We start from the raw sequence: 23,674 nt of genomic DNA on the forward strand, positions 1-23,674 counted from the left end.
TCTGCTGCAGATGCAGCGCTAGACGACCTCGATGCTGATCTGAAGCGTGTCGCTGAGCGCAGCCTTCAATGCAGTATCCAAACGTTTTCTTCCATTCAAAAGTACCTCGCGCGTCTCCGGCGAGCCGCTGTCGAAGCGAAGCGATAGCTGGTCTGGCGAAAGCCGCAAGAACAGCGTGGTCTGCGGCAGGATGTCGTGGTTGATCTCCAGCCACGCTTCCCAGATACCTGCGCCGCGTACCGGCGTGGCGTTGCAAAACTCGGCCACCCGCAGCGCGATGTGGTTGATGGCCAGCTGCGCGCGTTGGGTGCGGATCCACTCGGTGGCGATCTGCCGACCCAGTGCGTCGCCGTCATCGCCTCGGGCGATCTGTCGACGATTGCCGTCATCCAGGCAGGGCGTTGCGCTTGGCAGCGCTGCGGGTCCGTGATCGTCGCTGGCAGCATCCACCACTTCCGGCAGCGTCGGATCGTCGTCGCCATCCTCCGGCAAGACCGTGTCCGGCAATCCGGCCAGCACGCTGCTCAGGCGTCGGCGCAGTTGCAGGAAGCTGACACGTTGCGTGGCACGCGCCGGCGCTGCCGCTGCGTGCGGCTGCAGCGGTGCGCCGGCAATCGGCAGGATGCGCACGTGGCGGACCGGTGGCTTGCGCATCAGGCCACCACTCTGCCGATCGGCTGCAGCTGCACCTCTGCGCCCAGTTCCTGGAACGAATACACCTCCAGCCAGTTCAGGCGTGCCTCGATCATGCGGCGCACATAACGCCGCACGTCCATCGAGGCGACCACTGCCAGTGGATACCGCGCCTGATCTTCGACGATGCGTTCCACCTGCTCGACCAGCTGATTGGCCTGCTCCGGTGGCAGGGCCAGGAAATTGCCGGCCGGTGTGGCGCGAATCGACTGCCGGATCAACTGTTCCACCGCGTGATCGAGCATCACCGCAGGCAGCTGTCCGGTGCCTGCGGTCGCGGTGTGCGCAAGATAGCGGCCGAGATCGCAGCGCACATACTCGGTCAGCATCAGCAGATCCTTTTCCTTCGGTCCCCACACCACCAGGCTCTCCAGGATGCTCTTGATGTTGCGCACCGGGATGCGTTCTTCCAGCAGCCGCCGCAACACATCGGCGATGCGCTGGGCGGGCATGGCCTTGTTGACCTCTGCAACCAGCCCGGGATAGTCCGCGCCCACCTGTTCCAGCATCCACTGCGTCTCCTGGATGCCAACGAACAGATGCGCGCGTGCATGCAGCGGCGCGATGGCTTGCTGGGCCAGCGCTTTCGGCATGTCAGCCGTATCGCTCAACGCGCTGCGGGTTTCCGGCACATCGTGGATCAACACTTCGTATTGCATGTCCTGCAGTGATTCGCTCTGCCAGATCGCAATGCCCGGAAACGGCAGGCCCAATAGCTCCACCAATTGCCGGCGCTCGCTTTCGATCGCCTGATCCAGCAGCGCCGGGTCGAGCCGCGCGGCCAGTTGCGGCGACAGCCGCATCGACAGGGGCGAGGCGAAATCCGGCGCGCTCTTGCGAATATGCGGCGCATCGCCCTTGGCACCCTTGCGGCTGGTCGATGGCAGCGTGGGCTGATCGGTACCGCTGACATCGCGCTGCTTGCGCCAAATCGTATAGCCGCCTGCGCCCACTGCCGCCGCCAGCAACAGGAACAGCAGTGCGGGAAATCCCGGAACGAACGCAAAGCAGGCCAGCAGGACGCTGGCTGCCAGCAAGGCGCGGGCATTGCTGGTGAGCTGGCGGCCGATGTCGAGCCCGAGCGAGCTGATCTTGGCCTCGTTCTCGTTGGCCACGCGGGTGATCATGACGCCGGCCGCCACCGAGATCAGCAGCGAGGCGATCTGCGACACCATCGCATCGCCGACCGACAGGATCGCAAAGCGGTTGGCCGCCTCGCCTGCGCTCATGCCGTGGTAGGTCACGCCCACCACGATGCCGGCCAGGATGTTCACCATGGTGATCACCAGGCCGGCGATGGCGTCGCCCTTGACGAATTTCATGGCGCCATCCATGCCGCCGTGCAGTTGACTCTCGATGGCCAGCCGCGCGCGTTTGCGGCGTGCTTCGTCTGCGGTCAGGTTGCCGCCGCGCAGGTCGGCATCGATGCTCATCTGCTTGCCGGGCATCGCATCCAGGGTGAAGCGCGCACCGACTTCCGCCACGCGCTCGGAGCCTTTGGCGATCACGATGAACTGCACCGTGGTGATGATCAGAAACACCACCAGGCCCACCACCAGGTTGCCGCCGACCACCAGCTCGCCGAAGCTCTCGATGATGTGGCCGGCCTCGGCATGCAGCAGGATCGATTTTGTCGATGCGATGTTCAACGACAGTCGCAGCAGCGTGGTGAACAGCAGCAACGAGGGAAACGACGACAGCGAGATCGAGTCGGGCACATACATCGTGACCATCAGCAACACCACGCTCAGGGTGATGTTGATGCCCAGCAGCGTATCGATGAGCGGGGTGGGCAGCGGCAGGATCATCAAGCCGATGACCGCCACCACCAAGGCGGCGATCGCCACCTCACCGGTGTATGAGAAATACCGTGTCAGGCGCATGCCATCTCCTAGCAGGGCAGCGGACCGCTGCCGTCATCGTTGTCGCGGCCCAGCTCATCGACCCAGCGCAGCACCACCGCCACCGTTTCGAACAGCGATTCGGGAACCGCCTCGCCCAGTTCGACCGCATGCAGCGCACGCGCCAACGGCGGGTTCGCCACGATCGGAATGCCCTGGTTGTGCGCGTAGGCACGCAGTTCCAGCGCACCGTCGTCCACGCCCTTGGCAACCACCTGCGGCAGACCGAAACCGTCCGGTTCGTAGGCGAGCGCGACGGCGTAATGGGTCGGGTTGACCACCATCACCTTGGCCTTGGCAACGCGCTCGCGCGGGTCGCCGAAGACCAGTTCCTTGGCGAATTCCTTGCGCTTTCCCTTCACCTCCGGGTCGCCTTCGCTCTCTTTGTGTTCGCGCTTCTGCTCGTCCTTGCTCATGCGCTTGTCGCGAATGAACAACCAATGCTGCACGCTCCAATCCGCCGCGCCGACCAGCACGAACACCAGCACCGCCAGGGCGCACAGAATGCCCAGTGCGCGCCAGCCGATCTGGGCGATGTCGGCCGTTGGTTGGTAGGCGAGCCCGATGATGGTCGGCATGAGTGCACGAAGGCCATACCACAACACCACGCCGATCACGGCCGCCTTGATGCCCAGCTTCAGCAGGTTGATGAGACTGCGTAACGAAAAGAGTTTTTTGACGCCGTTGACGGGGTTGAGCGAATCGAATTTGGGCGTGACCGGTTTGAGCGAGGCATTGAGCCCGGTCTGCACAAAGGTGCCGATCAATCCCGCGGCCAGGCAGGCCGCCACGAAGGGCAGCGTCAGCAACACGCCCTGGATGCCGATGCGACCGAGTGCACGGTGCAAGGCGGTGGCATCGCGCGTATTGGCGGTGAAATCGAAACCGATCGACATCAATGCACGCAGGTGTTCGACAAAATAGCTGCCTGCCAGTTTCAGCACCAACAGCGCGGCCAGCAGCACCGCGGCGGCAGTGACATCCGGGCTGATCGGGACTTCCCCATCCCTGCGCGCATCCTGCAGTTTCTTTTCGGTCGGCTTCTCGGTCTTTTCATCCGACATGGCGATCTCCGGCCGCTGTTGCTGCACGCCGATTCTGGGCGAGCCGTTGCCGGACGATCCGCTTCCAAGGCGAACGTGTGCATGGGTGTACGAAGCACGATGTGTTTGTTCGCGATGGTATTCCGATGTTCGCTTCTGAAAAGTCTTCGTTGGCGCCGACGCGTACGTTACGCACGCATGCTGTCCACAGCCATTGAATGACGAGGTGCGGTATGGAAAACATTGAATGTTCCGGTTCGGTTGTGAGTGGGCTGATCAACCTGATCACGGTCGGGCTGACCCACGAAAAACTCGAAGAGGCCGCAGCGGTACTGGCTGCCGTGCGGGTGCTGCGGCCGGAGTTGAAGGCGCTGGATACCTTCGATGCCTGGATTGCGATCAAGCGCGGCAGTTATCTGGAGGGCGCGCGCCTGCTGCGTGAGCTGGAGGCCGATGCGGGCTCCAAGCCGTTGTGCAAGGCCTTGTACGCGTGCTGCCTGTTTGCGGTGGGCGACCCGTCGTGGCATGGCATTGCAGACGGTCTGATCGAAGAGAACGCCGATGCCGACGCCGTTGGCCTGGTCAAGGCGCTGTCAGGACGCTACACCCCGGCACCCGCGCCGCTGGAAGCGGCGGCGGAATCCGCCGCGCCGATGGAAGTTCCCAACGCCCAGTATCTGCGCGCCTGACCCCGACAAAACCCAGCCTGCGGAACATGTCATGACGCTCATTCCTCCTGTCGCACCGATCACTGCCGGTACCGGCCTGACCACGCCAGCGGCGTCGCCGACGGCGGCGCCGAACCAGGCGCTTGTCAATCGCTTCCAGGCGCTGATGCAGTCCTCCAGCCCGCTGCCGCCTGCCATGCAGCGTGTCGGCGAGCCGAGCATGATGAGCCGGATGGTCGACGTGCAGAACGATGGCGTGCGCAGCATGACCGAGCATATCGATGCCTTCAGCACGCAGGCGCCGACCATGGGGCTGAATGACCTGGTTGCACAACAGATGAAGTTGATGAATGAGGTGACGATGGTCGGCTTCAACCTCAATGTCAGCGTTGGGGTAGCGGAGTCGGGCAAGAACGCCGTGCAGACACTGTTCAAGAACCAATAGCATGCGAAAGCTCAGATATCTGGTGGTGTTGCTGCTCGCACTGCTGCTGTCTGGCTGCGACCAGCAGCTCTATTCCGGGCTGACCGAGAACGACGCCAACGACATGCTGGCCGTGCTGCTGACGGCCGGTGTGGATGCGGAAAAGCTCACGCCCGACGACGGCAAGACCTGGGCGGTCAACGCGCCGCACGATCAGGTGGCGTACGCGTTGAACGTGCTGCGCACGCATGGCATGCCGCGTGAGCGGCACGCCAATCTCGGCGAGATGTTCAAGAAAGACGGCCTGATCTCCACACCCACCGAAGAACGCGTGCGCTTCATCTACGGCGTGTCGCAGCAACTGTCGCAGACCTTGTCGAATATCGATGGCGTGATCGCCGCCGATGTGCAGATCGTGCTTCCCAACAACGACCCGCTGTCCACCTCGGTCAAACCCTCCAGCGCTGCGGTGTTCATCAAGTTCCGCGTCGGTAGCGATCTGACCAGCCTGGTACCCAGCATCAAGACCCTGGTGATGCACAGCGTGGAAGGACTGACCTACGAAAACGTCAGCGTCACGCTGGTGCCGGGCGGGGCGGAGAGCGATGCGCAGCTTTCTGTATCCGCGCCTCCGCGCGCATGGCCGTGGCCGTGGCTGGCCGGATGCGCGCTGGCGCTGTGCGTGGCGATTGCTGCGGCAGCGCTGTATTGGTGGCCGAGCGCCGATGCACGCCGCTGGGGCGGCTGGCAGCGCCTGCGCGCGTTGTCCAGAAAACATGCTGGGTGAGGCCGGCAGATGGACAAGGCACGCATCGACAACGCAGCACTATGGCTTCAGCGATGGACGGCGGCCGTGTCCGTACTGGCGCAATCGCTGGAGGCAGAGCGGGTGGCGCACTGGCTGGGTCCGGTCGTTGCGTTGGGTTGGGAACGGGCATCGGCGCAGCGCCGTGTTCGCGTGATCCAGGCCTGGTCGGGATGCTCGCGCATGCAGGTTTCGGCGCTGGATCCGCTGGCCAATCGGTTGGTCGTGCTCGCGCCCGATCTGCTCGCCAAGGTGTTGATGAGCCGCGCAGTGTTTTCGCGCGCACTGGCGCTGCGCCGCTGTATCGAACGCGAGCGCCTGACCTGGTTCGAGCAGTGGGTGGGGCCGGCGGTGCTTGAGCATGTGCGCCATCGCGCAGTCACCGGCACGACAGTGCCGCTGTTGCCGCGCGATGCCGAGCACGCGGCATGGATCGGCGATGGCTGGCGTCGAATGGAGGCCGATGGTGCCTGGCCAGACCCCTGCATCGCCAAGGTGCTGGCGCTGTCCTTGCCGTTGGGCGCTGCCCGTGTGGCGCCCATCGCGGCAGATGGCGCGAGCGATGCGTTTCTGCAGGCGCTGCCTACCTTGTTGCCGGAGCTGCCATGCGTCTTTGGCTGAGGTCCACCCCGGAGGCAGTCGGCCTGGACTGCGAGGTCATCCCTCGCGAGGCCTTGGCCTGTGTGCTGGAACTGGACGCAGCGACTGCACAGGTGCACGCGCGGTGCGCGCAGACGCTGGCGGACGCCCAGACGCGTGCGCAGGCGCTGATCGACGACGCCCAACGACAGGCCGAGACGATCCTGCAGGATGCCCAGGACAAGGCCGAGCGCAGTGCACGCCTGGGCTATGCCGCCGGGCTGCGCCGTCAGCTCGACGCGTGGAACGAGCGCGGCGTGCGGCATGCCTTCGCGGCCGAGGACGCCGCGCAGCGCGCCCGCGCGCGTCTGGCCGAGATCGTCGCGCACGCCTGCGAACAGGTCCTCCACGGGCACGACCCCGCTGCGCTGTACGCGCGCGCCGCACAGGCGCTGGACGGCGCCCTGGACGAGGCGAAAGCCCTGCGGGTGAGCGTGCATCCCGATGCGCTGGACGACGCACGGCGCGCCTTCGATGCGGCCGCCGCGGCCGCAGGCTGGGCCATGCCGGTGGAACTGTGCGGCGATGCGACGCTGGCCTTGGGTGCCTGCGTGTGCGAATGGGATACCGGCGTGTTGGAGACCGATCTGCGCGATCAGCTGCGCAGCCTCCAGCGGGTCATCCGCCGCGTCCTGGCCGCGCCACAGGCGGTGCCGGATGTCTGCTGAGATGCCGGTGCTGGAGGCAACGCTCGAGCGCGAACTGGCTGCGTTGGCCTTCGGTCGTCGCTACGGCAAGGTGGTCGAGGTGATCGGCACCATGCTCAAGGTCGCCGGTGTGCAGGTCAGCCTGGGCGAGGTATGCGAGTTGCGCCAGCGCGACGGCACGCTGTTGCAACGTGCCGAGGTGGTGGGCTTCAGCCGCCATCTCGCCTTGCTGGCGCCGTTTGGCGAGCTGGTGGGCCTGTCGCGCGAGACGCGCGTGATCGGATTGGGGCGCCCCTTGGCGGTGCCGGTCGGGGAGGCGCTGCTGGGGCGCGTAGTCGATGGCCTGGGTGAGCCGGCGGACGGCCAGGGGCCGGTCGCCGGCGACGGCTGGGTCCAGATCCAGGCACAGGCGCCGGATCCGATGCGCCGGCGCCTGATCGAACAGCCGCTACCGACCGGTGTGCGCATCGTCGATGGCCTGATGACGCTGGGCGAAGGCCAGCGCATGGGCATTTTCGCCGCAGCTGGCGTGGGCAAGAGCACCTTGATGGGGATGTTCGCGCGCGGCACGCAGTGCGACGTCAACGTGATCGTGCTGATCGGCGAGCGCGGGCGCGAAGTGCGTGAATTCATCGAGATGATTCTTGGCCCAGACGGTCTGGCGCGCAGCGTGGTGGTGTGCGCCACCTCCGATCGCTCCTCCATCGAGCGCGCCAAGGCCGCCTATGTCGGCACCGCCATCGCCGAATATTTTCGCGATCAGGGCCTGCGCGTTCTGCTGATGATGGACTCGCTGACACGCTTTGCCCGCGCGCAACGCGAGATCGGCCTGGCCGCCGGCGAGCCCCCCACACGGCGCGGCTTTCCACCGTCGGTGTTCGCCGAGTTGCCACGCCTGCTCGAACGTGCCGGCATGGGCGAGACCGGCTCGATCACCGCGTTTTACACCGTGCTGGCCGAAGACGACACCGGCAGCGATCCGATCGCCGAAGAGGTGCGCGGTATTCTGGATGGCCATCTGATTCTGTCGCGTGAGATCGCCGCCAAGAACCAGTACCCGGCCATCGATGTGCTGGGAAGCCTGAGCCGGGTGATGAGCCAGATCGTGTCTGCCGAGCAACGCCAGTACGCCGGCCAGCTGCGGCGCCTGCTGGCCAAGTACAACGAGGTGGAGACCTTGCTGCAGGTCGGCGAGTACCGCCAGGGCAGCGATGCGGTCGCCGACGAGGCGATCGCCAGGATCGACGCGATTCGCGACTTCCTCAGCCAGTCCACCGATCAGCTCAGCGACTATGACGCCACCCTGGGGCAGCTTGCCGGCGTGATCGACGATGCGTGAGCGTGCCGACACCTGGGCGACGTTGCAGCAGTTGAAGACGCGCCGTTACCAGCGGATGCAGGAGCGCCTGAGCGACTGCAGGCGGGCGCTCGAGCAGTGCAACCGCGAGCGCGCCAGTTGCAGTCAGGAGGCCAACGCCTGCACCACGCGCCTGGAGGCGTTCGATACCACGCTGGCCGACAAGGCCGGCGCGGGTGAGCCGATCGGCATCGAGGCGATCCTGCAGCACCAGCGCTTCCGCACCGTGCTGGAAGATCGCTGCCGCGCCGCAGAGCAGGCGCTGGTCGCAGCGACGCAGGCGTTGCAGAGCGCACGCGATGAGGCCGCAACAGTGCAACAGACAGTGAGCAAGCTGCAGGCGCAGGCGCAGGTGTATGCGGAAAACGCAGCCCGCGCGCAGCGTGCCTGGCAAGCCCAGCGCGAAGCGGCCGAAGAGGAAGACGCGATCGACGCCTTGCTCGGGCTGCGCTTGCATCGTGCCGCGCGCGGAGTGGGGCAATGAACGACACCGCCACCGCACTGCTGGCGTTGTCATCCCAGGGCGTGTCGCTGCTGACCCTGCTGGCGCTGTGCGGGGTGCGCGTGTTCGTGATGTTTTTCGTGCTGCCGGCAACGGCGCAGGACAGCCTTCCCGGAATGGCGCGCAACGGTGTGGTGTATGTGCTCAGTTCGTTCATCGCCTACGGACAACCGGCCGATGCGCTGGCCAGAATCGAAGCGACCGGCCTGGTCGGGCTGGTGTTCAAGGAAGCCTTCCTCGGCCTGCTGATCGGGTTTGCCGCATCCACGGTGTTCTGGGTTGCCGAGAGTGTGGGCCTGCTCATCGACGATGTGTCCGGCTACAACAACGTGCAGATGACCAACCCGCTGAGCGGTGAGCAAAGTACGCCGGTCTCCACGGTGTTGATGCAGTTGGCGATTGTGTCTTTCTACGCGCTGGGCGGCATGCTGATGCTGCTGGGTGCGCTGTTCGAATCGTTTCGCTGGTGGCCGCTGAGCCAGCTCACGCCGGACATTGGCGCGGTCGCCGAGTCCTTCGTCATCCAGCAGACCGACGGCATGATGGCCGCAATCGTCAAGCTGGCCGCGCCGTTGATGCTGGTGCTGGTGCTGGTGGATCTGGCCATCGGCTTTGTGGCGCGCGCCGCCGACAAGCTGGAACCCTCGAATCTGAGTCAACCGATCCGTGGGGTATTGGCGCTGCTGCTGCTGGCATTGCTGACCAGCGTGTTCATTGCGCAATCCGGTGACGCTCTCGGCTTCCTCCATTTCCAGCAGCAGTTGCACGATGCCGCGAACGTTGGCGGCAAGGGGGGCGCAGCGAATTGATCATTGTTGAGACATCGCCTGCCGTGCGCTGCCTACACTGAACCGCACGCGCCCTCGATGTGCTGCTCGACGCTGCGGTACGCAGCACGGCGCTGCATCCGGCACGCAATCCCCGGCTGACGCCTGCCCGCCAGACGCAGCCCTATCGACTTCTTTCACTTGCCTCGCAGAGGGAACGCCATGGCATACGCCTGTCCTCCAGTTCACCGCCATCGACGTGCGCCATTGGCCGCCGCGTTGCTATTGAGCCTGCTGCCGCTGCTGCCGCCGCATGCCAATGCTGCGCAGGTGCCGTGGCATTCGCGCAGCTTCAAATACGTCGCCGACCACAAGGATCTCAAGGAAGTGCTGCGCGACCTGTCCGCCAGCCAATCCATCACCACCTGGATTTCACCGGAAGTGACCGGCACGCTCAGTGGCAAGTTCGAGGCCAGCCCGCAGAAATTCCTCGACGATCTGTCTGCGACATTCGGCTTCGTCTGGTATTACGACGGTGCCGTGCTCAGGATCTGGGGCGCCAACGAAACCAAGAATGCAACCTTGAATCTGGGCGCCGCGTCGACCAGTGCGCTGCGCGATGCGCTTGCGCGCATGCGGCTGGACGATCCGCGTTTTCCGGTCCGTTACGACGAGGCGGCGCACGTGGCGGTGGTGTCCGGCCCGCCGGGTTATGTGGATACCGTCACCGCAATCGCCAAGCAGGTCGAGCAGGGCGCACGCCAACGCGACGCCACCGAAGTGCAGGTATTTCAGCTGCATTACGCGCAGGCGGCCGATCACAGCACCCGCATCGGTGGGCAGGATGTCCAGGTGCCGGGCATGGCCAGCCTGTTGCGCAGCATGTACGGCGTGCGTGGCGCTCCCACGGCGGCGCTGCCCGGGCCGGGCGCAAATTTCGGGCGGGTGCAACCGATCGGCGGCGGTTCGTCCAACACCTTCGGCAACACTGGTCAGGGCCAGAATGGCGGTGGCGGCAACACCGGTATTCTCGGATTGCCTGCGTCGTGGTTCGGCGGTGCCTCGCCATCCGATCGCGTGCCGGTCAGCCCGCCGTTGCCGGGCAGTGGCGCCAATGCGCCGGCCAGCGTGTGGCCGGAGATGAGCCAGGCCCGCCGCGATGCGCCGCTGGCGGTGGACGCCGGCAGCGGCGGCGAGCAGGCTTCCGACGCGCCGGTGATCGAAGCCGACCCGCGCACCAATGCCATTCTCATCCGCGACCGCCCCGAGCGCATGGCCGCCTATGGCACCTTGATCCAGCAGCTCGACAACCGCCCCAAGCTGCTGCAGATCGATGCCACCATCATCGAGATCCGCGACGGTGCCATGCAGGATCTCGGCGTGGACTGGCGGTTCCACAGCCGGCGTGTGGATGTGCAGACCGGCGACGGGCGTGGTGGCCAGCTTGGCTACGACGGCAGCTTGAGCGGTGCAGCAGCAGCGGGTGCAACCGCGCCGTTGGGCGGGACGTTGACCGCTGTCCTTGGCGATGCAGGGCGTTACCTGATGACGCGCGTCTCGGCGCTCGAGCAGACCGACAAGGCCAAGATCGTCTCCACCCCGCAGGTGGCGACCCTGGACAACGTGGAAGCGGTGATGGATCACAAGCAGCAGGCATTCGTGCGTGTCAGCGGTTACGCAGCCGCAGACCTCTACAACCTGTCTGCAGGTGTGTCGCTACGCGTATTGCCGAGTGTGGTGCCGGGCTCGCCAAACGGACAGATGCGCCTGGATGTGCGTATCGAAGACGGGCAGTTGGGCGCCAATACCGTCGATGGCATTCCCGTCATCACCTCCAGCGAGATCACCACCCAGGCATTCGTCAACGAGGGCCAGAGCCTGCTGATCGCCGGATATGCCCAGGATACCGATCAGACCGATCTGAACAAGGTCCCCGGGCTGTCCAAGATTCCCCTGGTCGGCAACCTGTTCAAGCATCGCCAAAAGAGCGGCTCGCGGCTGCAGCGATTGTTCTTGCTGACCCCGCATATCGTCTCGCCCTGAGCAACGCTTCGGGGTGTAGCCGACGCTGTGACAACGTGCAGGCTGCCGCGTGGCGCGGCAGCCTGCACGCATTGCCAATCAAGCTTGGCCGGTGATGCTCGACAGGTTGGCGTTGAAACCGCCACCCACACTGTTGCCGCCCAGGCTGCTGTTAACCGAACCGCCACCGCCCATGCCGGCGCCGCCCTGGTTCTGCATCAGCTGCATCACGATCTGCATCAGCATCTGCGTCAACGGACTCAGGCCTTCCTGTTGACCGTTCTGCGGTTGTTCGTTGCCACACTCCTGATTGGCATCGCTGCCCTGGCTCTGTTGCAGCATCATCATGATGAACATGGCGAGCAACTGATCCAGCTGCTGTTCGGAGCCAGCCGAAGGCGAGTGCTGACTGGAGTCCTCGTGTTGCTGAGGCCCGATGCCCATCGTCTGCAGATTGCTGATATTCGAAAAGTTGTTCCCGATAGAGTCCATGGTGATTCCCGTCTCATGTGGTTGAACTGGATACATCGCGGATTGCCGGAAAGCTGCAACGGCAAGATCGCAACGGGGACGCTGCGCTGCCCCGAGCGCAAAGTAGAAGAGGCAACGGCGGTGCATCTGCCAGGACGCGAAGGTGCGCTTTTGCTTGCGAACGTGACTGCAGAAAACGCAGGAAAAACCCTGGAAAACAGCTGTTTTTCAACGCTGCGTGTTGTGATTTCGTTTACGTCATAGACGCTTCGTCCAGCGTGTGCATGCGGATGCACAGCACCGTTATGGTGTCGCGATCGAGCGGAGCGTCGGACCAACCGGGGGTGTGCGTCCACTCCGCTACGTTGCTGGAATGAACGACGATCAGGTGACAGACATGAAAGAGACCGATACGCCGACCACGTGTGCGTCTGTGCACGGCACGGATGTCTGGCGTCAACTGTGTTGTGCCACGCTCTCGAGAAACATGCGCGTAGGCGCGCGATGGTGCGCGCTCCAGCCCAGGCATGCTGCCGCCCCTCGGCGACGCGTGTTGATTGCGGCGGCGTTGCTGTGCGCCGCACCGCTGGCACGCGCAGACTGTTTTGAAGAAGCCGCCGGCTATCAACATGTCAATCCATGGGTGCTGCGTGCCATTGCGTGGCAGGAATCACGTGGCCGTGCCGACGCGATCCATCGCAACAACAACGGCACGATCGATTATGGAAAGATGCAGATCAATTCGATCCATCTGCGGCGTCTTTCCAGTTACGGCATCTCCAGGGATGCGTTGATGCAGCCGTGCGTCAGCGTGTATGTCGCCGCCTGGCGGCTGCGCGAGATGACCAATAAATATGGAAATACCTGGGCCGCCGTGGGCGCCTATCATTCCGAAACGCCCGCCGAGCGCGATAAATATGCGCATGCCATCCACGCGATTCTGACCAAGCGCGGCGTGGTTGCCGAGTAACGCTGCTGTGATCGCGGGAGCGCGTGTGGTGTAGCACATGGCATCAAGCCAGCCGCGCCCGCCTGGTGGCGGGCGCGGTGGTTTTGATCGCTGTGCTTACTCAACCTGCGAGCGAGGCGCCTCGGCTGCGCGAACGGCCGCCTCGGCTTGCCAGGTGGCGCCGATGGTCTTGTATTGCATGCCGGCGACCACGCCGGACACCGTATTGGAGAGCAATCCGCTACGTGTGGGCGACAACCCGAGCCACGCGCCAATCATGTTGATGGCGGTACCAAGCGCGATATTGGAATTGATGGCGGCCGTGCGTGCGACCGAATGATCCATGACCCGCTCATAATCCTCGCGCTTGCCCTTCCACTCGGGTTCCCAGATCTGCTGGGTCCCGGCTTCGTCGGCTTCGTGCTGGGTGACGTTGATCCAGTCCAGCGTCTCCAGGCCGACATTCAAGGCGGTGTTTACCGCCGATTGACGCAAGATGACGCTGGTCGCCTCGCCTTGGGTGAAAGGCGAGTGCAGGCCGGCCCAGCGCTGCCGGGCCGCTGCAAAGTCCGGCGATGCCAGCTCGTTGGATGCCAGATTGGTCAGGACGTTGGCCATGCCGTAAAACCTGCCGGCGCTGGTGATATGCGGATCGCTGATGCCGCCATTGGAGCGGTTGGGGTCGCGCATTCCCACCATCTTGAAGGTTGCCTGGATGGTGTCGCGGGCTGCGGCATAAGCGGCGATCTTCAGATCGCTGGCCAGCAGCCTGGCCGCCGTCTCCGGTTGGCCCGCTGACTTGCCGGCCGCACCCACGGCGATGTTGCTCACGATGCCGGCCAGCGCGAGCCGGGTGACCAGATCCGAATAATGTTGCTGCTCGGCTTTTTTGTGAGTGCGTTCGTCGTCGGACAATGCATCCCACTGTTCGAGACTGAGATTGTGGAAGCCTCGCGCAGCCGCATCGGGATTGCGGTTCTCGCGGTTGCTTCGCAGCGTATGCAGCGCCATCTGCAGCGTGCCGGAGACTGCCTGCATGGCAACGACCGCTTCGGGCGGAAGCTGGCGAAGAACGGCAAACAACCCTTCGCCCAGCAACTCACGCGCGAAGGTGGTCGGTCCCACCGAGCTGGCCTGGTGCACCAGATGCCCCAGCGCAGCGCCCAGGTATTGCTTGTCGACACTGATCGGTAGGACGCCGCGCGCTGCAGCCGCCACTGCGGCGGCGGTCGGTCCAAGCACGGTGCGTACGCCACGCGCTGCGCCGGTTCCGATCGATGCAGCCAGCGCGCCCAGCCGCTCGGCGGTTGTGCTTGTGCTGGCTGCCGCCGCAGGTGCGGTGGTCGTTGCAGATGTGTGCACCGGCGGGGCCGGTTGTTCGTGAAAGATTGGAGGCGTATCGGATGGTTCCAGGAAATTTCTGGTGCTGTGGAAGCGCTCGCTGCTGCTCTGTTCGTCGTGCAGGATCGACGCGTCCGCGGCATGCAGCAGCGGGCTCTCACCGGTGTGCTGGTTTCTGTCGGCAGCGCTGCCAGATCCTGTGTTGCGTTCCGGGTTGTCGCGTCGTCGGGACGGTCTGGGAGCCAGGCGCGACAGTGCAGGGTTCGCCGCAGGTGTGGGCGTCTGGTTGGGTTGCTGTAGCGGCGGCATTTCGATCACAAACTCTGCATTCGTCGATCGCGCTGGCTGGGAAGCACTGGCTGAAGGGATCTTCGTCACGGCATGTCCTCGCTGTGGTGGGAAAGGCGGCGTGCTGCCGCCCGGGCTTGCAGGGCTGCTGACGTGCGGCGTTGACGGCCGGCACATCGTTGGACGGACGCATGGCGTTGCCAGCCTCGATTGCAGCGCCGGGGTCGCTGGTGGCCGGGCGACGCGTCGATCGACGCGACAGCGTGCTCCACGTGCTGCACGCAGACACGGTCTGGCGCACGTGCCGTCATCAACGGTCCGGGCAAATACAGTGCGAATTACTCAGCGTGCAATCGAAGTGCTCAGGCGTGCCCTGGCATTCATGGCCACCTTGTGTGGCATGCGTTGTCGTCGTCAGTGACTTGAAAATGCCATCAAGCCGGAAACGCGCAACGCTTCAATTGCGAAATGATCATTCCCCAACGGAATATGTCATTCGTTGTGCGGATGAAATGTGTCTGCTGTTGGGCGTGTCTTCGTCTACCCGAAGACAGCGTCGTGCGCGCAGCGACGACCACACTTGAGACGCGGCCTGGTTCGGGCAAGCAGCCCAGCCAGCTCAAGCAGCGATTTGGGGATGAGGTCGTGAAGCTGGTCGCCTGAGGTCCAATCGATGCACACGGCATAACGCCCGGCCATTCGGCCGGGCGTTTTCCTTTCAGCTCAGCCAGCTGCTGCACCCGCTGGTGTTCTTGCTGCCGCAACTGGCCTGCATTTTCTGCTGCAGCCGCGCCAGCACCGTGCTGCCTTCCCGATGATGCTGCGTGTTCCAGGTCTTGAGCGAAGTACCAAGCGCCTTGAGGTTTTGAAGGTTACGTCGACCGTATCGATCCGGCTGGCCTGCCAACTCGCCGATCACCTGTGCAGTGGCAGATTCGATGGCAGCGGTGTCCTGGGGGCTGAGCCGGATCACCCCATTGGCATACCGCAGCGCCGACTCCACGCGCAGGACGGGGCCTTGGGAACCTTCGTAGGACTTTTTCAACCACGTCAGCGCTGTTTTGGGGTCGTTGCGTTCTTCGGCCAGATCGGCGAGGAACTGCATGTAGTGGTTGGGGGTCTTGCTACGCGTCAGCTCGCCCAGCAGCAGTTGTTCTGCACCGGCGGTATCGCCTGTATCGTCCAGTAGTCCCGCGGCTCCGGTGATGACGGACTGTCGTTCCTCATCGGTCTTGGCCGTCTGCACCGCCCATTGCACGCGCTGGCGAACGGTGTCGAGCACCGCTGCCGGCAGCGGCGGTTGCGGCTTCTTTGGCTCGCTACCCGGGGTTTGACCCTGTGCCAGGCGAGCGAGATCGATCTGCGTGGAGGCGGTGATCATCCGGTCCACGATCGGCAGGGTGGCGTCGGCATAGACCTTGTCCAGCGCCTGATTCAGCGCAAAGGACAGCGCCGCGCGCTCGCCTGGGTCGCTGGTGGACGCCATCACCAGGCGTGGGGCAAAACGACTCAGCTCGGTGCGGTTTGCGCGCACCTCCGACGGATCGGCCAAAACCGCCTTCAGCAATGCCAGGTGCGCCGGGCTGGCAACCGGTGGCGTTGTTGCGATGGATAACTCCAGCAGCGCGAACCTGCGCTGCAGCGCAGGCTGCGGTGCCGAGGCGGCCAAATGCCCAAGCACATCGCTTGCACTACGCGTGTTCGACGGCTCGCGCGCCATGCCCCACCACTCGTAGCCGGCCAGCAAGGTCCAGTCGTCTGCGCGCAATTCCTTCGGGGTCTTCAACGCCCGGTCGAGCAACTGCTCCGAGGTCATGGTCTGCGTGGCCGCCACCTGCAAGGCGTCGGCCAGGCGGGCATTGTCGCTGTAGCCGGCCAGGCGCGTGATCAGGCTGCGATCCGGGCGCAGCACGATGATGGTTGGATATCCCTTGACGTTGAATTGATCGCCCCACTTCTGTGCATCTGCAAGGTCCACGTCCAGATGCACCGCCACGAATTTGCGCGTCAATTCGATAAAGGCGGGATCCTTGAACAAGGTGGCCTGAAGCTGGTTGCACGGTGGGCACCAGACGGCGCCCCAATACAGCATGAGCGGCTTGCCGCTTGCCTTGGCCTCGGCGAAGGCGTCATCAACGTCGCCCTCGCGCCAGGCAATGCCGGCGCTGGCGGCAGGAGTGGCCGCCGATTTGGTCTGTGCAGGCGGCGCTGGTGTGTCCGGCTTGCCGCAGCCGGTCAGGGTTGCCAGCACGGCCAACAGCGCGATCGAGGACGACGCAGGGCGTTGGAACGACAGCTTCATGGGAATCACCGGACAAGAGCAGAGGAAGATCGAATGACCGAACGCGCGGCGTTGCGCCGACGGCGGATGACGTCACGGTCTTTGTAGCCTTGCCGCCAACCTGGCAGCATCGTTGGATGCGAAATGGTGTTGGCGCCAGCGCAGCGGTACGAATCAACGTCTCGATGTCGCCGATGAACGGCAGCGCAAGATCGGACGGCTTCAACGCATTCCTACCCAAGACAGGCATTGCACCTGGTGGGTAAGGGCTCTCCATGGAACGACACGCTCAATCTTTCGCTGCTGCCGTGACAGCGACGCGCTACACGGACGTTGGTGGTTACCTGAACGGCACAGCAGCCGCATCGCCCTTACCTAATTCTGGCCTCAAGAAATGTCGATCACTGCCGTTAGCGCCAGTTCCTAACCAAACGGCAGAGGTCGCCATGTTTTTCTCCGACGGTCACAAGGTCGAGGCGTTGACCAAGGCGATTGAAGCCACGTTGCAGGGGGGCACCGCGCAGTGGCCGAGCAACGGTCCCGCCCTGCTTCTCAAGAAGATGGCAGAGCGCTTGTGTGCCGCCCAACAGGAGCGTGACCTGGCGAAAGTCCAGGCGGCTGATGCGGCGGCTGCACTGCGTCAACTGGAAGGACGCTTTGAACTGGTTGCCAACAGCACCACAGACGGCCTTTGGGATATCGGCGTCATCAATGGAGACCCCACGCATCCTGACAGCCCGGTGTGGTGGTCGCCCCAGATGCGCGCTCTTCTGGGCTTCTCCTCCGAGCAGGAGTTTCCGAATGTGCTGGACAGCTGGGTTGCCTGCCTGCACCCGGATGACAAGCAGCCGACGCTAGACGCCTTCGCGGCGCATCTTGCGGACAGCAGTGGCCGGACCCCCTATGACGTCGAGAACCGCTTGCGTCTGAAGTCGGGCCACTACCGCTGGTTCCGCGCATTCGGCACCACCGAGCGCGACGCGCAAGGCTTGCCGCTTCGGGTGGCGGGTGCGCTCACCGACATCACCGAGCGCCGTGACCGAGAGCAGTTTCTCGACATCACACTGACGCGCTTTGAGCTCGGCTCGCAGATGCTGAGCGATGGCTTGTGGGACATGAGTGTCATCGCCGGTGACCCGATCAATCCCAGCAACGAGTTCTGGTGGTCACAGCAGTTCCGTCACTTGCTGGGCTTTGAGTCCGAGCAAGAATTTCCCAATGTATTGGACAGCTGGGCGTCGCGGCTTCATCCGGAAGACAAGACGCGGTCGTTGAACGCCTTCGCGGCGCATTTGAACGACCGCAGTGGCCGCACCAACTTCGATATCGAGTACCGCCTGCAGCTCAAAAACGGCCAGTATCGATGGTTCCGGGCACGCGGCCTGACCAAACGTGCGGCAGACGGCACCCCCCTGCGCGCGGTGGGCGCGTTGATGGATGTGGAGGCCGGACGTCAGCTGGGCGAAGTGGCAAACACACTCAGCAACGCGGCAGGAGACATCGTGCGCAGCAACGATGACCTGTCGCGGCGCACCGAGCAGCAGGCAGCCGCGCTCGAGGAGACCGCAAGCTCCATGGAAGAAATGACCAGCATCGTGCGCAAGAATGCTGACGGCGCGCGCCAGGCCAATGCGCTTGCCAGTAGCGCTGCAGAGACGGCGCTGCGTGGTGGGCAATTGGTCAATGGTGTCGTCAGCACGATGTCAGCGATCCAGACATCGTCGCGGAAGATTGGGGAAATCATCACCGTCATCGACGGCATCGCGTTTCAGACCAATATCCTCGCCTTGAATGCAGCCGTGGAAGCGGCGCGTGCGGGAGAACAGGGGCGTGGGTTTGCGGTGGTGGCGTCCGAAGTGCGCAGCCTCGCTCAGCGCTGCACCACGGCCGCAAAGGAAATTCGCGATCTGATCGCCGATTCCGGCGCGAAGGTGGGGCAAGGGGCAGAGCAGGTCAATGTGGCGGGCAAAGCCATGGAGGAGCTGCTGGCGTCGGTAAAGCAAGTCAACGACATCATGGGTGAGATCGCGGCGGCCAGCCACGAGCAAAGTGCCGGGATCGAGCAGATCAATCAAACCATTGCCCAGATGGACGCAGCGACGCAGCAGAATTCAGTGCTGGTTGACACCATGGCATCGTCCGCCCGTGCACTCGAAGATCAAGCAACCGCATTGGTGGAGAGTGTTGAGAGCAGCTCACGCGGAATCAATGGAAAACCAGCGCTCGCATTGGTGGCCTGACACCTAGTGTCGCCCCAGCGCCGCCCTGCGACGTGGTGGTTTCACGAAGCAGGGCGGTGCATTGGGAAGCGGGCGTCAGACGGCGCTCGAGTGACGATCTGGTCTGCGTCGGTGTATCAAGGCCGACTGCCTGCCGCGCTGGGCGCGTGGCGGGAACTCACCTATGAGCGGGGAAGCAAATCGCCCGGGAACGCAGCAGCGGGCCCGTGCGAAGATATGCTTTGGCGTTGCTCGCTTCCCAGTCGCTTGGGTACCACACAGGTTCGAGGGTGTCAGGGCGGGTATCAATGGACGGTTTCGGGGTATATCCCGTTTAAAAACAATCAGATAGGCCTGACATGTTGCTCATGCTCGATAATTACGACAGCTTCACCTACAACCTCGTGCAGTACCTGCAGGCCCTGGGCGCGGAGGTCACGGTGGTGCGCAACGATGCGATGAGCGTCGATCAGATCGCCGCGCTCAAGCCGGAGCGCATCGTGATCTCGCCCGGTCCGCGCACGCCCAACGAGGCCGGTGTCTCGCTGCAGCTGATCGAGCAGCTGGGCCAGACCACGCCGATCCTGGGCGTCTGTCTGGGCCACCAGAGCATCGGTCAGGTCTATGGCGGCGATGTGATCCGCGCCGGCAACATCATGCATGGCAAGACCTCGCCGATCCGCCACGAGGGCAAGGGCGTGTTCGCCGGCCTGCCGGACAGCTACGAGGCCACGCGCTATCACTCGCTGGTGGTGGACAAGACCACCTTGCCCGAAGCGCTGGAAGTCACCGCCTGGACCGAGAATCCGGATGGCTCGATGGAAGAGATCATGGGCCTGCGCCATCGCCAGTTTCCGGTCGAAGGCGTGCAGTTCCATCCCGAATCGATCCTGACCCAGCACGGTCATACCTTGCTGAAAAACTTCCTGGAGCGCTGACCGAAATGCGCACCGCGCACGTCGCCCGCGTCTATACGGCAGTTGTCGATGCAGTCTTCAGCAACGTCGATGCACCAGCTGCCCACGGGTACGATGCCCGCAATCATCTGTCCTGCATGGCAGAGATGGTTCGCCGTTTCGTTTCTTCAACGCCTGCATCCGGATCACGATGAGCACCACTGGCGACAACGTCCACTTCTACGAACCAAGCCAGGGCCACGGGCTGCCGCACGATCCGTTCAATGCCATCGTCGGTCCGCGACCGATCGGCTGGATCGGTTCGCGCAGCGCCGACGGCATCGCCAATCTGGCGCCTTACAGCTTCTTCAACGCGTTCAACTACGTGCCGCCGATCGTCGGCTTTGCCAGCATCGGTCGCAAGGACAGCCTGCGCAACATCGAAGCCACCGGCGAATTCACCTGGAATCTGGCCACGCGTCCGTTGGCCGAGGCCATGAATGCCAGCGCGGCGATGGTGCCCTCGGAGGTGGACGAGTTCGCACTGGCCGGCTTGCAGATGGCAGCTTCGCGCCTGATTGATGCGCCGCGTGTGGCGGCAAGCCCGGTGAGTTTCGAATGTCGGCTCAGCCAGTTGCTGCCGCTGCAGAGCGCAAGCGGGCAGGCCATCGAAACCTGGCTGGTCCTGGGTGAAGTGGTGGGTGTGCATCTGGCGCACGCCGCGCTGCAGGACGGCATCTACGATCCCGCTGCCGTGCAGACGATCCTGCGCGCCGGCGGTGCCGCCGATTATTTCGAAGTGCAGGCCCAGGCGCGTTTCCGCATGCGGCGTCCCGGTCAATGAGCGTCGCCTGCAACGCCGCTGCATGGCATTGCACCGACGCTGGCATGTCTCTCCACGCCTGATCGATCCACAGTCCTCTCGCACTTCTCCCACGTTTTTCCACGGTCCTCTCGCCCATGCCCATCACGCCGCAAGAAGCCCTGCAACGCACCATCGAACACCGCGAAATCTTTCACGACGAAATGGTCGAGTTGATGCGGCAGATCATGCGCGGCGAGGTCTCCGACATGATGGTCGCGGCCATCCTCACCGGGCTGCGGGTCAAGAAGGAAACCATCGGCGAAATCGCCGGTGCGGCCACCGTCATGCGTGAGTTCTCGCGCCGCGTGGAAGTGACCGACCGCCAGCACATGGTCGACATCGTCGGCACCGGCGGCGATGGCTCGCACACCTTCAACATCTCCACCTGCGCGATGTTCGTGGCTGCGGCCGGCGGTGCCAAGGTCGCCAAGCACGGCAACCGTAGCGTCTCGTCCAAGTCCGGCAGTGCCGACGCGCTGGAAGCATTGGGCGCAGTGATCGAACTGCAGCCCGAACAGGTCGCCGCCTCGCTGGCGCAGACCGGCATCGGCTTTATGTACGCACCGGTGCATCACCCGGCCATGAAGATGGTGGCGCCGGTACGTCGCGAAATGGGCGTGCGCACCATCTTCAATATCCTCGGCCCGCTCACCAACCCGGCGGGTTCGCCGAACATCCTGATGGGCGTGTTCCATCCGGATCTGGTCGGCATCCAGGCGCGCGTGCTGCAGGAGCTCGGCGCCGAGCGCGCGCTGGTGGTGTGGGGCCGCGATGGCATGGACGAACTCTCGCTCGGTGCCGGCACCTTGGTCGGCGAGCTACGCGATGGCCAGGTGCGCGAATACGAAGTGCATCCGGAGGATTTCGGCATCGCCATGTCGGCCAGCCGCAATCTCAAGGTGTCCGATGCCGCGCAATCGCGCACGATGCTGCTGCAGGTGCTGGACAACGTGCCCGGCCCGGCGCTGGACATCGTGGCGCTCAACGCCGGCGCGGCCCTGTATGTGGCCGGCGTGACCGACAGCATCGCCGCCGGCGTGGTGCGTGCGCGTGCGGTGCTGGCCGATGGCTCGGCGCGCGCCAAACTGGATGCCTATGTCGCCTTCACCCGTCAGGCTGCTGCGCAGTCCTGATCCATGCAGTGTCCGCACTCCGCACGTCTGCGATGTCACCACGCCGGTGTTCCTGCCCCGAGAAACCGGCAATCGCTGGCCGGCATCGTCACGGTGTCGCTGGCATGCTGTGCACTGGCGTGCGGCCACCTCAGTTGCGGCCGTATTGACCGATAATGCCCGCCCGCCAGGACCCGATACGATGAGCGATATCCTCAACACCATCCTTGCCCGCAAGGCCGAAGAAATCGCCGAGCGCAGTGCACGCGTGCCGCAGGCCGAGCTGGTCGCGCGCTGCGCCGACCTGCCGCTCACACGCGGCTTTGCTGCCGCCATGCAGGCCAGCATCGCCGCCGGCGACCCGGCCGTCATCGCCGAAGTGAAGAAGGCCAGCCCGTCCAAAGGCGTGATCCGGCCCGACTTTCATCCGGCCGACATCGCCGTCAGTTACGAGTTCGGTGGCGCCAGTTGCCTGTCGGTACTCACCGACGTGGATTTCTTCCAGGGCGCCGATGCGTATCTTCAACAGGCGCGCGAGGCCTGCACGCTGCCGGTGCTGCGCAAGGATTTCACTGTCGACCCCTATCAGGTCTACGAAGCGCGCGTGCTCGGTGCCGACTGCATCCTGCTGATCGTGTCGGCGCTGGAAGACGCGCAACTGGCCGATCTATCCGGCCTGGCCATGCAGCTCGGTCTGGACGTGCTGGTAGAAGTGCACGACATCGACGAGCTCGAGCGCGCCGTGCAGGTGCCGGTGCCGCTGGTGGGTATCAACAACCGCAACCTGCGCACCTTCGAGGTCTCATTGCAGACCACGCTGGACATGCGCGCCGCGGTGCCGCGCGATCGCATTCTGGTCACCGAGAGCGGCATCGTCACTCCGGCAGATGTGCAGTTGATGCGCAGCCACGATGTGAACGCGTTTCTGGTCGGCGAGACCTTCATGCGCGCGCCCGAACCCGGCGAGTCGCTGCGTCAGCTATTCTTTGCGCATGACTGAGTCGTATCCCGCACCGCGCGACGACGCCCCGCTGGTGGTCTTCGATTTCGACCACACGCTGTACGACGGCGATTCCGGCAGCCATCTGTTTGCCTGGCTGATCAAACGCAACCCGTTGCGTCTGCTGGTGGCCTTGTTGGCTTCGCCAATTCTCGGCCCGATGGTGGCGATGCTGCCGACCCGCAGGCGCGGTGTCTCCGGCTATGTGTGGATCGCCACCTTCGGCCTGCATCGCACGCGCGAATTCAATCGCTTCATCGATGCGTACGTGCTCAAGCATGAAGCGCAGATCCGGCAGCGCTTGCTGCCGCATGCGTTGAAGGTGTTCACCGACCATCGCGCCGCAGGCGATCGGGTCGTGGTCGCCACCGGCGCACCGCCGGAACTGGCGCGTGCGATTCTCGGCTTCGTTGCGCATCAGGACGTGCCGGTGATCGGCAGCCTGGTCGGCCCACGCCTGGGTGCGGTCACCGCGCGGCGCCACTGCCACAACGAAGAAAAGATGCGCATGTTGCGCGAGCGCGGCTATGCCGACATCGCCATCGCCTATTCGGACAGCACGGCCGATCTGCCGTTGTTGAAGGCCGCACGCGCACCGGTGGTGGTCAACCCCAAAGCCAATCGCGAAGCACTGTTCCGTCAGGTGCTGCCTGCGGGCACACCGATCCTCAACTGGGGCTGTCGCGACCGCGGTGGCAAGGCGCTGTAGCGCCTGACACGCCCGGCAATCGATAGCGGAAAGCGCCTGACTGCATCAGTCCGCATGCCTTGCGACATGCGGCTC

General features: G+C 64.3%; 23 protein-coding genes. 17 read left to right on the top strand and 6 right to left on the bottom strand.

The window, feature by feature from the left end; translation table 11 throughout:
* Window positions 1–18: 18 nt before the first annotated feature.
* Genes sctP through sctU form a run of 3 tightly spaced genes read right to left on the bottom strand, consistent with a single transcriptional unit; the run spans window position 19 to window position 3,658 of the window.
* Window positions 19–654, bottom strand: coding sequence for a type III secretion system protein SctP (gene sctP, locus FFY45_RS12900; protein ID WP_176340738.1), 636 nt, complete (start codon window positions 652–654; stop codon window positions 19–21).
* Window positions 654–2,576 (bottom strand): FHIPEP family type III secretion protein, encoded by a 1,923-nt coding sequence (locus FFY45_RS12905; protein WP_176340739.1) that lies wholly within the window; start codon window positions 2,574–2,576, stop codon window positions 654–656. The genes sctP and FFY45_RS12905 overlap by 1 nt, the downstream gene beginning before the upstream one ends.
* 8 nt (window positions 2,577–2,584) lie before the next feature.
* Window positions 2,585–3,658, bottom strand: a complete 1,074-nt coding sequence (sctU, locus tag FFY45_RS12910; protein ID WP_176340740.1) for a type III secretion system export apparatus subunit SctU — start codon at window positions 3,656–3,658, stop codon at window positions 2,585–2,587.
* A 212-nt stretch (window positions 3,659–3,870) separates the two neighbouring features.
* Here sctU and FFY45_RS12915 point away from each other — a divergent pair, with 212 nt between their 5' ends.
* The 9 genes from FFY45_RS12915 to sctC all read left to right on the top strand — a co-directional run bounded on the left by FFY45_RS12915 (window position 3,871) and on the right by sctC (window position 11,489).
* Complete coding sequence (locus FFY45_RS12915) at window positions 3,871–4,326, top strand: HrpB1 family type III secretion system apparatus protein (protein WP_176340741.1); 456 nt, start codon at window positions 3,871–3,873, stop codon at window positions 4,324–4,326.
* Between the two features lie 31 nt (window positions 4,327–4,357).
* Window positions 4,358–4,750, top strand: coding sequence for a type III secretion protein HrpB2 (locus FFY45_RS12920; RefSeq protein WP_115037441.1), 393 nt, complete (start codon window positions 4,358–4,360; stop codon window positions 4,748–4,750).
* 1 nt (window position 4,751) lies between these two features.
* Window positions 4,752–5,516, top strand: coding sequence for a type III secretion system inner membrane ring lipoprotein SctJ (gene sctJ / locus FFY45_RS12925; RefSeq protein WP_176340742.1), 765 nt, complete (start codon window positions 4,752–4,754; stop codon window positions 5,514–5,516).
* A gap of 9 nt (window positions 5,517–5,525) precedes the next feature.
* Entirely contained in the window at window positions 5,526–6,155 is a 630-nt protein-coding gene (locus FFY45_RS12930; RefSeq protein ID WP_176340743.1) for a type III secretion protein HrpB4, read from the top strand.
* Entirely contained in the window at window positions 6,140–6,841 is a 702-nt protein-coding gene (gene sctL / locus FFY45_RS12935; protein ID WP_176340744.1) for a type III secretion system stator protein SctL, read from the top strand. The genes FFY45_RS12930 and sctL overlap by 16 nt, the downstream gene beginning before the upstream one ends.
* Window positions 6,831–8,159, top strand: a complete 1,329-nt coding sequence (sctN, locus tag FFY45_RS12940; RefSeq protein ID WP_176340745.1) for a type III secretion system ATPase SctN — start codon at window positions 6,831–6,833, stop codon at window positions 8,157–8,159. Before sctL ends, sctN begins: the two co-directional genes overlap by 11 nt.
* A complete protein-coding gene (locus FFY45_RS12945; RefSeq protein WP_176340746.1) occupies window positions 8,152–8,661 on the top strand; it encodes a type III secretion protein HrpB7 in 510 nt (169 codons plus the stop codon). The genes sctN and FFY45_RS12945 overlap by 8 nt, the downstream gene beginning before the upstream one ends.
* A complete protein-coding gene (gene sctT / locus FFY45_RS12950; RefSeq protein WP_176340747.1) occupies window positions 8,658–9,488 on the top strand; it encodes a type III secretion system export apparatus subunit SctT in 831 nt (276 codons plus the stop codon). Before FFY45_RS12945 ends, sctT begins: the two co-directional genes overlap by 4 nt.
* 180 nt (window positions 9,489–9,668) lie before the next feature.
* Window positions 9,669–11,489, top strand: coding sequence for a type III secretion system outer membrane ring subunit SctC (sctC, locus tag FFY45_RS12955; RefSeq protein WP_176340748.1), 1,821 nt, complete (start codon window positions 9,669–9,671; stop codon window positions 11,487–11,489).
* A gap of 78 nt (window positions 11,490–11,567) precedes the next feature.
* Here sctC and xopA read toward each other — a convergent pair whose 3' ends face one another.
* Entirely contained in the window at window positions 11,568–11,960 is a 393-nt protein-coding gene (xopA, locus tag FFY45_RS12960; protein WP_176340749.1) for a XopA/Hpa1 family type III secretion system protein, read from the bottom strand.
* A gap of 15 nt (window positions 11,961–11,975) precedes the next feature.
* Between xopA and FFY45_RS12965 the strand changes: the two genes are divergently transcribed.
* On the top strand, window positions 11,976–12,203 hold the full coding sequence (locus FFY45_RS12965; RefSeq protein ID WP_176340750.1) for a hypothetical protein: 228 nt from the start codon (window positions 11,976–11,978) through the stop codon (window positions 12,201–12,203).
* Between the two features lie 223 nt (window positions 12,204–12,426).
* Window positions 12,427–12,909 carry a lytic transglycosylase domain-containing protein gene (locus FFY45_RS12970; protein WP_225970192.1) on the top strand — a complete coding sequence of 161 codons (483 nt, stop codon included), beginning with the start codon at window positions 12,427–12,429 and terminating at the stop codon, window positions 12,907–12,909.
* Window positions 12,910–13,005: 96 nt separating this feature from the next.
* Here FFY45_RS12970 and FFY45_RS12975 read toward each other — a convergent pair whose 3' ends face one another.
* Together FFY45_RS12975 and FFY45_RS12980 are read right to left on the bottom strand one after the other, a co-directional pair.
* Window positions 13,006–14,538 carry a hypothetical protein gene (locus tag FFY45_RS12975; protein ID WP_255171957.1) on the bottom strand — a complete coding sequence of 511 codons (1,533 nt, stop codon included), beginning with the start codon at window positions 14,536–14,538 and terminating at the stop codon, window positions 13,006–13,008.
* Window positions 14,539–15,235: 697 nt separating this feature from the next.
* Window positions 15,236–16,819: a thioredoxin family protein gene (locus FFY45_RS12980; RefSeq protein ID WP_176340752.1), complete on the bottom strand. Its 1,584-nt coding sequence runs from the start codon at window positions 16,817–16,819 to the stop codon at window positions 15,236–15,238.
* Window positions 16,820–17,244: 425 nt separating this feature from the next.
* Here FFY45_RS12980 and FFY45_RS12985 point away from each other — a divergent pair, with 425 nt between their 5' ends.
* The 6 genes from FFY45_RS12985 to FFY45_RS13010 all read left to right on the top strand — a co-directional run bounded on the left by FFY45_RS12985 (window position 17,245) and on the right by FFY45_RS13010 (window position 23,599).
* Entirely contained in the window at window positions 17,245–19,038 is a 1,794-nt protein-coding gene (locus tag FFY45_RS12985) for a methyl-accepting chemotaxis protein (RefSeq protein ID WP_176340753.1), read from the top strand.
* Window positions 19,039–19,376: 338 nt separating this feature from the next.
* Window positions 19,377–19,955 carry an anthranilate synthase component II gene (locus tag FFY45_RS12990; RefSeq protein ID WP_176340754.1) on the top strand — a complete coding sequence of 193 codons (579 nt, stop codon included), beginning with the start codon at window positions 19,377–19,379 and terminating at the stop codon, window positions 19,953–19,955.
* Between the two features lie 169 nt (window positions 19,956–20,124).
* The gene (locus FFY45_RS12995) at window positions 20,125–20,757 is read left to right on the top strand and encodes a flavin reductase family protein (protein ID WP_115037465.1); all 633 of its coding nucleotides are present in this window, start codon (window positions 20,125–20,127) and stop codon (window positions 20,755–20,757) included.
* A 116-nt stretch (window positions 20,758–20,873) separates the two neighbouring features.
* Window positions 20,874–21,911: an anthranilate phosphoribosyltransferase gene (gene trpD, locus FFY45_RS13000; RefSeq protein WP_176340755.1), complete on the top strand. Its 1,038-nt coding sequence runs from the start codon at window positions 20,874–20,876 to the stop codon at window positions 21,909–21,911.
* A 181-nt stretch (window positions 21,912–22,092) separates the two neighbouring features.
* Entirely contained in the window at window positions 22,093–22,890 is a 798-nt protein-coding gene (gene trpC, locus FFY45_RS13005; RefSeq protein WP_176340756.1) for an indole-3-glycerol phosphate synthase TrpC, read from the top strand.
* Window positions 22,883–23,599 carry a haloacid dehalogenase-like hydrolase gene (locus FFY45_RS13010; protein WP_104549709.1) on the top strand — a complete coding sequence of 239 codons (717 nt, stop codon included), beginning with the start codon at window positions 22,883–22,885 and terminating at the stop codon, window positions 23,597–23,599. The genes trpC and FFY45_RS13010 overlap by 8 nt, the downstream gene beginning before the upstream one ends.
* Window positions 23,600–23,674 lie beyond the last annotated feature (75 nt).

Source organism: Xanthomonas hortorum, assembly GCF_011305375.1.
Classification (GTDB): Bacteria; Pseudomonadota; Gammaproteobacteria; order Xanthomonadales; family Xanthomonadaceae; genus Xanthomonas; species Xanthomonas hortorum_E.

What these genes read in the sequence shown, in the direction of transcription:
- sctP (WP_176340738.1), bottom strand. Translation starts at nt 654, where the DNA reads ATGCGCAAGCCACCGGTCCGCCACGTGCGCATCCTGCCGATTGCCGGC.
- FFY45_RS12905 (WP_176340739.1), bottom strand. Translation starts at nt 2,576, where the DNA reads ATGCGCCTGACACGGTATTTCTCATACACCGGTGAGGTGGCGATCGCC.
- sctU (WP_176340740.1), bottom strand. Translation starts at nt 3,658, where the DNA reads ATGTCGGATGAAAAGACCGAGAAGCCGACCGAAAAGAAACTGCAGGAT.
- FFY45_RS12915 (WP_176340741.1), top strand. Translation starts at nt 3,871, where the DNA reads ATGGAAAACATTGAATGTTCCGGTTCGGTTGTGAGTGGGCTGATCAAC.
- FFY45_RS12920 (WP_115037441.1), top strand. Translation starts at nt 4,358, where the DNA reads ATGACGCTCATTCCTCCTGTCGCACCGATCACTGCCGGTACCGGCCTG.
- sctJ (WP_176340742.1), top strand. Translation starts at nt 4,752, where the DNA reads ATGCGAAAGCTCAGATATCTGGTGGTGTTGCTGCTCGCACTGCTGCTG.
- FFY45_RS12930 (WP_176340743.1), top strand. Translation starts at nt 5,526, where the DNA reads ATGGACAAGGCACGCATCGACAACGCAGCACTATGGCTTCAGCGATGG.
- sctL (WP_176340744.1), top strand. Translation starts at nt 6,140, where the DNA reads ATGCGTCTTTGGCTGAGGTCCACCCCGGAGGCAGTCGGCCTGGACTGC.
- sctN (WP_176340745.1), top strand. Translation starts at nt 6,831, where the DNA reads ATGTCTGCTGAGATGCCGGTGCTGGAGGCAACGCTCGAGCGCGAACTG.
- FFY45_RS12945 (WP_176340746.1), top strand. Translation starts at nt 8,152, where the DNA reads ATGCGTGAGCGTGCCGACACCTGGGCGACGTTGCAGCAGTTGAAGACG.
- sctT (WP_176340747.1), top strand. Translation starts at nt 8,658, where the DNA reads ATGAACGACACCGCCACCGCACTGCTGGCGTTGTCATCCCAGGGCGTG.
- sctC (WP_176340748.1), top strand. Translation starts at nt 9,669, where the DNA reads ATGGCATACGCCTGTCCTCCAGTTCACCGCCATCGACGTGCGCCATTG.
- xopA (WP_176340749.1), bottom strand. Translation starts at nt 11,960, where the DNA reads ATGGACTCTATCGGGAACAACTTTTCGAATATCAGCAATCTGCAGACG.
- FFY45_RS12965 (WP_176340750.1), top strand. Translation starts at nt 11,976, where the DNA reads ATGTGGTTGAACTGGATACATCGCGGATTGCCGGAAAGCTGCAACGGC.
- FFY45_RS12970 (WP_225970192.1), top strand. Translation starts at nt 12,427, where the DNA reads ATGCGCGTAGGCGCGCGATGGTGCGCGCTCCAGCCCAGGCATGCTGCC.
- FFY45_RS12975 (WP_255171957.1), bottom strand. Translation starts at nt 14,538, where the DNA reads ATGCCGCCGCTACAGCAACCCAACCAGACGCCCACACCTGCGGCGAAC.
- FFY45_RS12980 (WP_176340752.1), bottom strand. Translation starts at nt 16,819, where the DNA reads ATGAAGCTGTCGTTCCAACGCCCTGCGTCGTCCTCGATCGCGCTGTTG.
- FFY45_RS12985 (WP_176340753.1), top strand. Translation starts at nt 17,245, where the DNA reads ATGTTTTTCTCCGACGGTCACAAGGTCGAGGCGTTGACCAAGGCGATT.
- FFY45_RS12990 (WP_176340754.1), top strand. Translation starts at nt 19,377, where the DNA reads ATGTTGCTCATGCTCGATAATTACGACAGCTTCACCTACAACCTCGTG.
- FFY45_RS12995 (WP_115037465.1), top strand. Translation starts at nt 20,125, where the DNA reads ATGAGCACCACTGGCGACAACGTCCACTTCTACGAACCAAGCCAGGGC.
- trpD (WP_176340755.1), top strand. Translation starts at nt 20,874, where the DNA reads ATGCCCATCACGCCGCAAGAAGCCCTGCAACGCACCATCGAACACCGC.
- trpC (WP_176340756.1), top strand. Translation starts at nt 22,093, where the DNA reads ATGAGCGATATCCTCAACACCATCCTTGCCCGCAAGGCCGAAGAAATC.
- FFY45_RS13010 (WP_104549709.1), top strand. Translation starts at nt 22,883, where the DNA reads ATGACTGAGTCGTATCCCGCACCGCGCGACGACGCCCCGCTGGTGGTC.